The following is a 12,287-nucleotide window of genomic DNA, read 5'->3' as shown; positions in this document are numbered from 1 at the left end:
CGCAGCCCCCGGCGCGGACCGGCACCTCGCCGGCGGCCAGAGCGCCGGGCCGGAGGACCACGCCGCGCCCCAGCACGGCGACCGCGGCCCCGCCGCGGAACGGCCCGCCGCCCCGTTCGCCGTCGCGCCCCGGGCCCCGTACGGCCTTCCCCGTACGCCCCCGGTCCCCGCCCCGGACCGGGCCGACGGCGACACCCTCCCCGTCTTCAGTCCCGCACCGGCTACGGAACGGGCCCCCCCCCCAGCTCCAGGCAGCTGACACCCACCCCTTTTCACCCACCCGGCGCGGCCTCCCGTGCACGCGGGCCGCCGCGCCATGCCTGGCTGGAGCAAACCCTGTGACACGCGCTACCCGCGTGCGGGCCGTGCTGGCCCTCGCCGTCATCGCCCTGTCCGTCATCGTCGCCGTCGCCGTGCCCGTACGCCTGGGACTCGACCTGCGCGGCGGCACGCAGATCGTCCTGGAGGCCCGCGACTCGGCCACCGTCGAAGCCGGCGCGGACACCACCGACCACACCCTCGAAGTGCTGCGGAACCGCGTCGACGCCCTCGGGGTCGCCGAGCCGAACCTGACCCGCTCCGGCGAGAAGCGGATCATCGTGGAGCTGCCCGGCGTCGAGGACCCCCGCGAGGCGGCCGGCGTCCTCGGCCGCACCGCCCAGCTCACCTTCCACCCGGTCCTCGGCACCGCCGAGGAGAACCAGAAGCAGAAGCAGAACCAGCAGCAGAACCAGCAGCAGGAGCGCGGCGGCGGCAGGGTACTCCCCGACGAGACCGGGCGGCCGCTGCGCCTCGGCCCCGCCGCGCTCACCGGCGCCGACGTCGCGGAAGCCGAGGCGCTCTTCGACACGCGGCAGGCCCGCGGCTGGTTCGTCACCGTCGGCTTCGACGGCGGGGGCGGCACGGAGTGGGCCGGGCTGACCGGGGCCGCCGCGTGCGCGCCGCCCGGCGACCCGGCGCGGCGCGTCGCCATCGTCCTGGACGGCAAGGTCATCTCCTCGCCGCAGGTCGACCCGGGCGTCGGCTGCCGGACCGGCATCACCGGCGGATCCACCCAGATCACCGGCGACTTCGACCGCGACGCGGCGCGCGAGCTGGCCCTGCTCGTCAACGGCGGCGCGCTGCCCGTACCGCTGGAGACCGTCGAGCAGCGCACCGTCGGCCCGACCCTCGGCGCCGAGGCCGTCTCCGCCAGCGCCCGGGCCGCCGTCATCGGCGCGGCGCTGACCTCGCTGTTCATCGTCGCCGTCTACCGGCTGCTCGGGCTCCTGGCCACCGTCGCCCTCGCCTGCTACGCGCTCGTCTCGTACGCCGCGCTGGCCGCCCTCGGCGCCACCCTGACGCTGCCCGGACTCGCCGGTTTCGTGCTGGCCGTCGGCATGGCCGTGGACGCGAACGTGCTGGTCTTCGAGCGGGCCCGGGAGGAGTACGCCGCCCGCCGGCGGCCCACCGTACGGAGCGCGCTGGCCGGCGGGTTCCGCAAGGCGGCGAGCGCGATCGCCGACTCGAACGTCACCACGCTCATCGCCGCCGGCCTGCTGTTCTTCCTGGCCTCCGGCCCGGTGCGGGGCTTCGGGGTCACGCTCGCCGTCGGCGTGCTGGCGTCGATGTTCAGCGCGCTGGTGGTCACCCGGGTGCTCGCCGAGTACGCCGCGAACCGGCGCGCCCTGCGGGTACGCCCCGGCCGCTCCGGGATCGCGGGCCACGGCCGGGTACGGGCCCGGCTGGCCCGGCGCAACCCGCGGCCGATGCGGCACTCGCGGCGCTGGCTCGCGGTCTCCGGCGTCGTCCTCGTCCTGGCCGGCAGCGGCATCGCGGTCCGCGGGCTGGACTTCGGCGTCGAGTTCACCGGCGGCCGGCTCATCGAGTACGCCACCGCCCGGCCCGTCGACGCCGACCGCGCCCGCGAGACGCTGGCCGACGCCGGGCTGCCGCGCGCCGTGGTGAACGCCGCCGGCGACGGCGGGCTGTCCGTACGCACCGAGAAGCTCTCCGACGACCGGGCCGCGGACGTCACCGCCGCGGTGGCCGAGCTGGGCGGCGGCGCGGAGAAGGTCCGCGACGAGATGATCGGGCCCAGCATCGGCGAGGAGCTGCGCACCGGGGCGCTCGTCGCGCTGGGCGTCGCCCTGGCGGCCCAGCTGGTCTACCTCGCCGTACGCTTCCGCTGGACGTACGCCGGCTCCGCGGTCGCGGCGCTGGTGCACGACGCGGTGATCCTCGTGGGCGTCTTCGCCTGGCTCGGCAAGCCGATCGACGGCGTGTTCCTCGCCGCCCTGCTCACGGTCATCGGCTACTCCGTGAACGACACCGTCGTCCTGTACGACCGCGTCCGCGAACTCGTCGCCGGCGACCGCGGCACACCGTTCCGGGCGGCGGCGGACACCGCGATCGTGCAGACCGTGCCGCGCACCGTGCACACGGGCATGGGCGCCGTCTTCATCCTCGCCACGCTGGCCGTGCTGGGCGGCGGCGCCCTCAGGGACTTCGCGCTGGCGCTCCTCGTCGGCATCGCGGCGGGCACGTACTCCACGGTCTTCACCGCCGCCCCGCTCGCCGTCGAACTCGACGCCCTGCGGAAGAGGTGACGCAACGGACGCCGCGGAACCGCGCACCCGCCCCCGCTCCGCACCCGGTGCCCGATGCGAGAATGGGAGCGGCGGACGGCGCGAGGAGGTCGCATGCGCATCGGCGAGCTGGCCGAGGCGACCGGTGTCAGCACCAGGTCCCTGCGGTACTACGAGGAACAAGGGCTCATACGCTCCCGGCGCACCCCCGGCGGGTGGCGCGACTTCGACGGCTCCATGGTCGAGCGGGTCGTCGTGATCCAGCACCTCTTCGCCGCCGGCCTCGGCAGCGCCACCGTCAACGAGCTGCTTCCCTGTCTGGAGGCGCCGCCCGAGGAGCGCAACGGCGTCATGGAGCGGCTGCTCGCCCAGGAGGCCGAGCGCCTCCGGGCGAAGCGCCGCGACATCGACCGCGAGCTGGCCACCCTGGAGGCACTCCGCGACGAGACGGCCCTGCCCGGCGGCGGGCGCCCGGGCCTCGCGGTGGGCCACGGGCGTCCCTAGCCGCCGGGAATTGGCGTCGCGGGCCGGGCGAACCGCGTGAACCTGGGATGTTCCGGCCCGCCGCGGCCGATCGATGGTGTCCGCATGACTTCCGCATCGGTGGCGAGCACGTGGACCTACGACGACTTCACCCGCGGCGCCCTCGACCCGGCCCGCTGGCAGCTCATGGAGATGCAGGGCGCCGGGGGCGCACGGCACCCGTACCGGGACAGGAACGCCCGGGTCAGCACCGGGGACGGGCGGCTGACGCTGACCGTCCACCCGTTCAGCCGCTTCCACGACACCGACCCCCGGCGCAACAACGCCAAGCAGATGTACCGGTCGGTGCGGCGGTTCGCCACGCCGGCGGCCGGGCGGCTGACGTTCGAGGTGGAGATGGCGGTGCGGACCTACGGGCAGATCCCGTACGACCTGCTCGACGCCTTCGGCACCGTCAACCTCTTCGACCTGGAGACCGGCGTCGTCATCAACGCCGCGGCGACCAACGACACGGTGTACGCGGTCGTCGAGCGGCTGGTGATCCCCGGCGTGAGCCGGCCCGGCGACCACTACATCCACCGCGTCGTCATGGACGTGCCCACGGAGCCCGGGCAGGCGCACCGCTACGCCGTCGGCTACCGGGCCGAGACCTCCGAGGTGGAGTGGTACGTGGACGGGCGGCTCGCGTACTGGGCGCGGGTGCCGGTGCCGGTGGCCGGGTTCCACGCGGGGATGGCCCTGTTCTCGGCCCGCGACCTCGCCCGTTACTCCCGCGCGGAGCGGGAGCACGGGCAGGGCGCGACCGGGTGGTGGGGACCGTGGCGGATCACGACGAGCGCCGCCTGAGCGGGGCGCGGGGATGCCGTTGACGCCGACGGGCCGGGGACAGCCGGTGGTGCACCGACCGTACCCCGGCCCCGCCGTCCGGCGTCATCCCGCGTTCACGGTGTTTTCCCCGGGCGCGGGGGTACGGCGACGGGGGCGGGCGGCGGCGTCGCAGGCGCCGCCGGGCCGGCCGGGTAGCGGCGGATCGCCAGCGCCGTCACCGCGTACGCGACCAGCCCCACCGCCGTCGCGGTGACGGCGACGGCGGTGCCGTCGGAGACGGCCAGCGCCGCCCCGCCGCCCGCGCCGGCCAGCGCGACGCCCACGTACAGCCCGCTGGTGTTCAGCGCCACCGCCTCGGTGCCGGCCTCGCCGGCCAGGTGCAGGATGCGGGTGTTCGTCGGCGGGGTGAAGCTCCACGCCGCGCATCCCCACAGCGCCAGGTTGAGGGCCACGAGCCACACCGGCGCGGTGCGGCCCGTGGCCCCGGTCGCGGCCAGCAGCGCGGTCGCGGCGACGACCCCGGCGATCGACGCGCGCAGCGTACGGTCCGGACCCCAGCGGTCCGTCAGCAGCGCGCCCGCGCCGGTGCCCGCCGCCCCGGCGACGCCGACCACGGCGATGAACAGGGCGAGGACGCCCCCGCCGCGGCCGGTCAGGTCCCGGGTCAGGGGCGCGACGTACGTGTACACCATCAGGCCGCTGCCGGCGCAGACCACGGTGCCCGTCGCGCAGAGCAGGACCGCGGGCCGGCCCAGGATCCGCAGCTGCCCCCGCACCCCGAGCTGCGGGGCGCCGGCCAGCCGGGGCAGCGCGGCGGAGCCGGCCGCCGCCACCAGGGCGGTGGCCGCCGCGACCGCCGCGAACGTCGAGCGCCAGCCGAAGGCGTCCCCCAGCAGCGTGCCGGCCGGCACGGCCGTGAACAGCGAGAGCGTCAGCCCCGCCGCGACCGTGCCGATGGCGCGCCCCATCCGCTCGGGCGCCGCCAGCCGGGCGGCCATGGCGAAGGCCGCGGGGGAGACGGTGGCCGCGATCAGCGCGGTCACCACCCGCGCCGCCAGCAGGGCCGGGTAGTTCGGGGCCAGCGCGGTGGCGACGTTGGCCACGGCGAAGGCCGCGAGGCCGCCGACGACCAGGGTCTTGCGGGGCAGCCGCGCGGTGGCCACGGCCAGCACCGGCGCGGCCACCGCGAAGGTGACCGAGAAGACCGTCACCAGCTGCCCGGCGGCGGCCTCGCTCACGTCCAGGTCGGCGGCGATGTCCGGCAGCACGCCCGCGATGACGAAGTCGTCCGTGCCGATGACGAAGGTGGCGAGCATCAGGCACAGCAGCCAGCCCGCGCCCCGCTCCGGCGGAGAAGAACTCACCTTGGAAGCCATGGCCGCACGCTAACGCCGCCGTGGTGGGGCACTTCCAGGGCGTTTCGACGCCATTCGGGGAAATCACCGGCGGCCGGGACCGGTCCGCGGGCCGGCCCGCGGGGCGGCCCGCGGTGCTGCGGACGCGGTAGCCGGCTGCCGCCGACGCAGACGTCGGCGGCGCCGGCTACCGCCGCGGTGGCAGCGCAAACCGGCCGCGTCTGCAGGACGACCGGCGACCCGTCCGGTTCGTACGCTGACGCCGCCAACCACCGTGCGACCGAAGGGGTCCCGATGTCCGTCCGTCACCTGTCCACCGCCGCCGCGGCCGCCGCGCTCGGCGTACTCGTGTGTGCGGCGCCGGCGGCCGCGCACGTGCCCGTCGCCGCCGACGACGACGGCTACGGGCGCGGCCCGGCCATGGTCGCGTCGATCCTGGGTCTGATCGGCGTGGTCCTCGGCGGCCACGCGCTGGCGGGCAAGCTCGGCGCCGGCCGCGGCGGGCAGCTGGCGGCCGTGGCCGCGTCGGTGGTCGGCCTCGTCGTCGGCGTGGTGGCGCTGGCCGGCTCCGACGACGTCGGCTCCGGCTCCGGCCGGGGCGGTGCGATCGTCGCCCTGGTCCTCGGGGTGGCCGGGCTGGCGCTCGGCGCGCTGGCGCTGTCCCGCTCGCGGCGCGCGGTGTCGGCGTAGGGCCCGGCCGCCGCGGTAGCCGGGCGGCTCCGGTGGACGCGTACACCGGAGCCGCCGCCGGCTGTCAAGCCGGTGCTCAACTGACCAGGCTCCGATGGGCAGCGGGCAGGCTCCGCCCTACCGTACGAGGGTCCACCACCGCCCGCGCCGGAACAGGAGGCAGCGCCATGACCGCGACCGCCCCCCAGTCCTCCCCGTCCCCGTCGTCGCCCCTGACCGCCTGGCTGGCGGCGCGGCCGGTGTGGCTCGTCGCCGTCCTGGCCGTCCTGGCCGCCGCCGTGGTGGCGGAGTCGTTCACGCTGCTCGCCCGCGGCGCCGGCGTCGAGATGACGGCGGCCGGAGTGGGAGAGGACGTGGCCACGGACATCGCGGTCGGCGCCGTCGCGCGGAGCGTCGTGCTGTGGTCGGTCGCCGGCATCGTGTTCGCCGTCCTCCTGGACGTCCTCGCCCGGCGGTCCGTGCGCGTGGCGCGGCGGCCGGCGCGCGTCTTCGCGGTGTGCGCGGGGACGTTCACGGTCCTGTCCCTGGCGGGCCCCGGCTTCGCCCCGCACACCGCGGACACCACCCAGGCCGTGCTGGTCGGCACGCACGTGCTCGCCGGCGCGGTCATCATCCCCGTCGTGGCGCGCCGGCTCTCCTACGTCTGACCCGGAGGGCCCGACGCCCCTGTTCCCGGCCGCCGCCTCCGCCGCTTTGACATGTACTTCAAGAGGAGTACCGCCGCCGCGGTAGTGCGGCCCGCAGAGTGCCTGCATCTGTACGTCGACCCCGGTGATCCCCCTCCCGAGGATGAGGGTGCACCGTACGAGACCCGAGGAGACGATGATGCCCACCGAGACCGCCCGCCCGGACGGCGCGCTGGCGGGACTGGCCCGGTTCTGTCACCGGCGCCGCCGCCTGGTACTGCTGGCCTGGATCGTCGGCGTGATCGCCGTGGCGGCCGCCGGCTTCGGACTCGGGGCCGACCCCGACAACGACTTCTCCGGCGGGGACAGCGGGTCCGCCCAGGCGCAGTCCCTGATGGAGAAGCACTTCCCCGAGGAGCAGGGCGACACCCTGACCCTCGCGATCAAGGCGGACGCGGGGGTCGACGACCCGGCCGTGCGGCAGCAGGTGGAGGAGGTCCTCGCCGACCTCTCCGACTCGCCGGTCACCGGCCCGGTCGTGTCGCCGTACGACAACGACCAGTTGGTCACCGAGGACCGCCGCATCGCCCGTACGACCATCCCGCTCACCGACAAGGAGGCGACGAAGGACGAGGTCAAGCCGCTGGTGACCACCGTCAAGGACGCCTCGGGCGACGGCGTGACGATGGGGCTGGGCGGCGACAAGGCGGAGAAGGCCGAGACGCCCGCGCAGGGCCCCGCCGAGAGCGTGGGCGTGCTGGCGGCCGCGGTCATCCTGTTCGTCGCCTTCGGCTCGCTGGTGGCGATGGGTCTGCCGATCGTCACCGCGCTGATGGCGATCCTCGGCGGCATCGCCCTCATGAAGCTCGTCGGGCACATCGTGCCCGCGCCGGACTTCACCGTGCTGGTCTCCGCGCTCATCGGTCTCGGCGTCGGCATCGACTACGCGCTGTTCATCGTGACCCGCTACAAGGAGAAGCTGGAGAGCGGACAGAGTCCCGAGGACGCCACCGTCGGCGCCCTCACGACCGCCGGCCGGGCGGTGCTGTTCGCCGGCACGACCGTGGTGATCGCGCTGCTGGGCCTGGTCACCATGGGGCAGCGGCTGATGACCGGCGTCGCCGTCGCCGCGTCGGTGACGGTGCTGGTGACGATGGTCGCCGCGGTGACCCTGGTGCCCGCGTTCCTGGGCTTCGCCGGGCACCGGATCCACTCGCTGCGGCTGCCCCGCCGCACGGCCCGCGGCGCCGACGCGCCGTCCGCCGAGCGCCGCACGCCCGCGGAGCGCTGGGCCGGCGTGGTGCCGCGCCGGCTGCTGGCCGCCGCGGCGGGGGCCGTCACGGGGCTGCTGGTGCTCGCCGCGCCGGCGCTGTCGATGCGGCTCAGCCTGCCGGACGCCAGCGTGCAGCCGCACGACCGGAGCAGCTACACCTCGTACGAGATCGTCTCCGAGGGCTTCGGCCCCGGCTACGGCGCACCGCTGATCTTCGCCGCGGAGCTGGACTCCGCCGGCGGCGACCTGGCCCCGGCCGCCGACGCGGTCGCGGGCACCGACGGCATCGCCCACGTCACCCGGCCGCGGGTCAGCGAGGACGGCGAGGCCGCCACCTTCATGGCGTTCCCGGAGACCGGCTACCAGGACGAGAAGACCGCGGACCTGGTGCACGAACTCCGCGACGACGTGCTGCCGCAGTCGCCCGGCGGCGACTCCGTCCGGCTCGGCGGCCCGAACGCCGGCGCGATCGACTTCGCCGACGAGACCAGCTCGCGGCTGCCGTTCATGATCGCGGTCGTCATCGTGCTCTCGCTGGTGCTGCTGGTGGCGCTGGTGCGGTCGGTCACCATCGCGCTGCAGGCCGCGGTGATGAACCTGCTGTCGATCGGCGCCGCGTACGGCGTGCTGGTCGCGGTGGTGCAGTGGGGCTGGCTCGGCTCGGCCCTCGGCTTCCCGACCGACATGCCGATCACGACCTGGGTGCCGATGATGATGTTCCCGGTGCTGTTCGGCCTGTCGATGGACTACGAGGTCTTCCTGATCTCGCGGGTCCGCGAGGAGTACGAGCGCACCGGCGACACCAGGACGGCCGTCACCCGCGGGCTGGCGCGGACCGCCAAGGTCATCACCGCCGCCGCGGCCATCATGATCGCCGTCTTCACCACCTCCCTGCTCGGCCACGACGTGTCGGTCAAGCAGATCGGACTGGGCATGGCCGTGGCGGTGTTCATCGACGCCACCGTCATCCGCATGGTCCTCGTGCCCGCGGTGATGGAGCTGTGCGGCAAGAGCAACTGGTGGATGCCCGGCCGCCGGGCACCGGAGAAGACCTCGCCGCCGCCGGCCGAGGTCGGAGAAGAGGCCCGGGTCTGACCCTTTCCCGGGCCTGCGGGCGGGGAATCCCGGAACCGGGATTCCCCGCTTCGGCATGACTTTCTTCCTGTAATTCCGCACTGCTGTTCCCCCGGAAAACCGGGACCCTGGTCAATTGTAGGTAAAGGCTGTGCCATGACAAGGGAAATAGGTCAACCCCGGATTTTCGCACGCCAACTCGACGCCAAGTCGTGGCCAAGGTCCCAGGTCGAAAATCGAGTTGATAGTGACGCCAGGGGAGGGTTCAGTAACGAGTGAGCAGGTTCCGGGATAAACCTGGGGATAGTCAGGGGAAATATGACAACGTGGTCAGAGAAGGGGACGCGGAACCCGGAGACGATACTCGATCACGCCGGTCCTTCCGGGCGCCCGCTGCCGAAGCCGGTGCGTGCAGAGGCCAACGAGGAGTTCCTGCGCGAGCTTCTCGGCGGGGACCCGGACGACGAGCTGCGGGGTCTCGCGGCAGCGGCCGGCGAGAACTCCCGGCTGCTCGCAGAGCTGGCGAACAGGCTGGTCGACGAGGATATGGTGGCGCAGAGTGAAGGAACTGTCAGGCTGACGCAGTCGCGCACTCCGCGCGCTGTGCTGGCGTTCGTCCGGCTCCGCCTCGGCGAGCTGAGCGCGGACTGCCAGGAGTTGTTGAAGATTGCCGCACTCCAGGGGAGATCGTTCCTCCTGGAGGACGTCTCCAGGATGCTGAACAAGCCCCTGGCCACGCTGCTCGCGCCGCTGGACGAAGCGATGAGCGCGGGTTTCGTGGAGGCGACGGAGCGTCAATTCGTATTCCGTAGCGACTTCTTGATGCGCGGGGCTGTCGCGGCCATTCCGGCCCCTGCCCGCGGGGCGCTGCAGCGCGAGGCGCTGAGCCATTCCCGGAGAAGTCCGGAGGAAACCGACCCGGGGTCGTGGGCGGCCGCGCCGCCGGCCCAGCGGTTCGCCGTGGTAGCGGAGGGCGACGGCGGCCCGTATTCGCGTGCCCATGGGCTGATCATGAAGGGAAAGGTGGTCGTAGGAACGGATATCGCCCGGCGCGCGCTGGCCGACCCGGCGGTTTCCGGTGACGACCGGCTCGACGCCGAGGCGGCGGTGCTCCTCGGGGGCCTGTTGCTGGGCAGGGACGAGGAGGCCGGGACGCGGGCCCGGGAGATCCTGCGGGAGCGCCGGGACGAGCCGGACGACATCGCCGCGATGATGGCGATGACCGTGCTGTCGGACCTGAGCTGGCGGGCCGGCGAACTGGGCGAGGGCGTCAGGCTGGGCCGGGCGGTGGCACGGTACGCCGGCGCCGCCGACCCCCTGTGGCGGCTGCACTTCCAGCTCGGACTGGCCGCCAAGCTCGCCGACCTGCGCGAGTTCGACGAGGCCGACGCGCTCGTCGACGAGGCGGAGGCGGGCCTGTACGGGCTGTCCACCGACGTCTGGCACGCGGCTCCGGCCGCGGCGCGGGCCCGGAGGTTCCTGTCGGCGGGCCGGTTCCGGGACGCCCGCCGGCACGCGGAGCTGGTGACCGCGGCGACGGAGCAGAACTCCGTCCCCACGCTCCTGCCGCTCGCGTACGCCGTGCTCGCCACCGTGTCCCTCTACACCGGGGACCTGCCCGGCGCGACCGAGCACTTCCAGCAGGCGCAGCGCGAGCTGGCCCGCGACGGGGGGATCCGGCGCTCGCCGCGGTACGCCTGGACCGAGGTGCGGATCGCGGTCAGAGCGGAGGGGCCCCGCGCGGGCGTCGCCCTGCTGACCGGGAAGTACGACCGGCTGCCCGCGGACCGGTGGCTGTACGTCGCGGACCCGGCCGCCGCCGCGTTCTTCGTCCGCCTCGCGCTCGACACCGGCGACCCCGGTCTGCAGCGGACCGTGCTCGACACCGTCAACGGCCTCGCCGAGGACAACCCCGGCATCTCCGCCGTGGGCCTCGGCGCACTGCACGCCAACGCCGTCGCCGAGCGCGATCCTTCGGGACTGGCGCACGTCGTCGCGCAGTCGCCCGACACCCTCTCGGTCGCCCTGGCGACCGAGGAACTCGCCAAGGTGCACGCCGGCCAGGGCTCGCCCCGCCGGCCGCGCGTCGTGCCGGCCCCGGCCGACCCCGTCGCGGCGGCCGGCGACGGCACCCACGCGCACCGGCACGGCGGCTGCTGGTCCGTACTGTCCGACATGGAGCGGCGCATCGCCTACCTGGTGAGCGTCGGGATGACGAACCGGCAGATCGCCCGGCGCGTCCACCTGTCCGCGCACACCGTGAACTACCACCTGAGGAAGATCTACAAGAAGCTCGGCATCGGCACGCGCGTCGAACTCGCCCGCGAGGCCGCGATGTACTCCGGCTCCGCCGCCATCTACTCGATCGGCGACGACACCGGGGGCTCCGGACCGGCGGCGGCGAGCTGACGGGGGGCGGTCGCGCCGCCCGGCGCGACCGCCTCGTGCGCGAGGAACTGCTTGGTCAGCTCGACGCGGCTGTTGATGTCGAGCTTGGCGAAGACCCGCCGCAGATGGCTGTCGACGGTATGGGGCGACAGGAAGAGCATGCCCGCCGCTTCCCTGTTGGTCCTGCCGTCGACGATCGCCCGGACCACCCGCAGCTCGGCACCCGTCAGGCTCTCCCAGCCCGACCTGGGCCGGTGGGCGCCCAGCGGGCGCGGGTGCGGCGCGCCGAGGCGGCGCAGCTTGCGCTGCACCCGGGCCGTGTCGCGCTGCGCGCCGCAGTCCAGGTACAGCTCCGCGGCAGCCGCGAGGAGCTGCGCGGCCCCCTCCTTGCGGTGGGCCGCCAGCTCGTGGCGGGCCGCGTCCTCCAGCGCGCCGCCCGCCGCCAGCGGGCGTCCGGCGAGCCGGTACAGCTCGGCGGCCCGCCGGAGCCCGTCCAGGTCGTCGCGCAGTACGCCGTCGGCGTGCGCGGCGGCGGCGGTCAGGGACGTGACGTCCGGGTTCCGCTCGGCGAGCCGCCGGGCGAAGCCGGCCGCCTGCCCGGCCTCCGCGCCGAGGTTCATCTGCCCCGCGAGCCGTACGAGCGTCGCCGCCGCGGCCGGCGCCTCGGCGAACAGCAGCGGGTCGGGCTCGGCGCCGTCCTCGGCGTCGAGCACCGAACGGACCGTCATCGCCGCCCGCCCGCTGGCCGCGTGGAACCCGGCCAGCGCCCAGTCCAGCCGCGGCTTCACGGCCGCCGCGGCGGGGCCGGCCGGCCGCTCCGCCATCCGCAGCTGCTGGCTGGCGGTGGCGAGGTCGCCGCAGTGCAGGGCGATCCGGGCCAGCACGAGCCGCGCGGGCAGCAGGTCCTCCGGCTCCGTCCGGTCCGCCAGGCCCAGCGCCGTCTCCGCCGCGCCCCGCAGCACCTCCCGCCGCCCCACCCGGCCGCCGCGCAGCCCCCGCACCA

At 74.9% G+C, this 12,287-nt stretch carries 9 protein-coding genes and 1 pseudogene; 8 read left to right on the top strand and 2 right to left on the bottom strand.

Annotation, left to right across the window (positions count from 1 at the left end):
- From ABD317_RS26050 to ABD317_RS26035, 4 genes and pseudogenes are all read left to right on the top strand, one after another.
- Window positions 1-259 (top strand): annotated as a pseudogene (locus ABD317_RS26050) (2-oxoglutarate dehydrogenase, E2 component, dihydrolipoamide succinyltransferase); the annotation flags it as partial.
- A 79-nt stretch (window positions 260-338) separates the two neighbouring features.
- The gene (gene secD, locus ABD317_RS26045) at window positions 339-2,588 is read left to right on the top strand and encodes a protein translocase subunit SecD (protein ID WP_344292522.1); all 2,250 of its coding nucleotides are present in this window, start codon (window positions 339-341) and stop codon (window positions 2,586-2,588) included.
- Between the two features lie 93 nt (window positions 2,589-2,681).
- On the top strand, window positions 2,682-3,071 hold the full coding sequence (locus ABD317_RS26040) for a MerR family transcriptional regulator (protein WP_051437972.1): 390 nt from the start codon (window positions 2,682-2,684) through the stop codon (window positions 3,069-3,071).
- Window positions 3,072-3,155: 84 nt separating this feature from the next.
- Window positions 3,156-3,896 carry a DUF6081 family protein gene (locus ABD317_RS26035; RefSeq protein WP_344292520.1) on the top strand — a complete coding sequence of 247 codons (741 nt, stop codon included), beginning with the start codon at window positions 3,156-3,158 and terminating at the stop codon, window positions 3,894-3,896.
- Window positions 3,897-3,991: 95 nt separating this feature from the next.
- Here ABD317_RS26035 and ABD317_RS26030 read toward each other — a convergent pair whose 3' ends face one another.
- Complete coding sequence (locus tag ABD317_RS26030) at window positions 3,992-5,254, bottom strand: MFS transporter (protein WP_344292518.1); 1,263 nt, start codon at window positions 5,252-5,254, stop codon at window positions 3,992-3,994.
- Between the two features lie 273 nt (window positions 5,255-5,527).
- On the opposite strand from ABD317_RS26030, the gene ABD317_RS26025 reads away from it, so the two are divergent.
- The 4 genes from ABD317_RS26025 (at window position 5,528) to ABD317_RS26010 (ending at window position 11,305) form a co-directional block, all read left to right on the top strand.
- Complete coding sequence (locus tag ABD317_RS26025; RefSeq protein ID WP_344292516.1) at window positions 5,528-5,923, top strand: DUF6223 family protein; 396 nt, start codon at window positions 5,528-5,530, stop codon at window positions 5,921-5,923.
- A 167-nt stretch (window positions 5,924-6,090) separates the two neighbouring features.
- On the top strand, window positions 6,091-6,570 hold the full coding sequence (locus ABD317_RS26020) for a DUF6069 family protein (RefSeq protein ID WP_344292514.1): 480 nt from the start codon (window positions 6,091-6,093) through the stop codon (window positions 6,568-6,570).
- Between the two features lie 148 nt (window positions 6,571-6,718).
- A complete protein-coding gene (locus ABD317_RS26015) occupies window positions 6,719-8,917 on the top strand; it encodes an MMPL family transporter (RefSeq protein ID WP_344292512.1) in 2,199 nt (732 codons plus the stop codon).
- Window positions 8,918-9,301: 384 nt separating this feature from the next.
- Window positions 9,302-11,305: a helix-turn-helix transcriptional regulator gene (locus ABD317_RS26010; RefSeq protein ID WP_344292510.1), complete on the top strand. Its 2,004-nt coding sequence runs from the start codon at window positions 9,302-9,304 to the stop codon at window positions 11,303-11,305.
- Here the strand turns inward: ABD317_RS26010 and ABD317_RS26005 are convergent.
- Window positions 11,254-12,287: helix-turn-helix transcriptional regulator (locus ABD317_RS26005; RefSeq protein WP_344292508.1), on the bottom strand; the 1,034-nt coding region annotated here is incomplete at its 5' end. The genes ABD317_RS26010 and ABD317_RS26005 overlap by 52 nt on opposite strands.

The organism is Streptomyces synnematoformans, assembly GCF_039531005.1.
In the GTDB taxonomy this organism is placed as follows: domain Bacteria; phylum Actinomycetota; class Actinomycetes; order Streptomycetales; family Streptomycetaceae; genus Streptomyces; species Streptomyces synnematoformans.
This window is presented reverse-complemented; position numbering and strand designations above follow the sequence as displayed.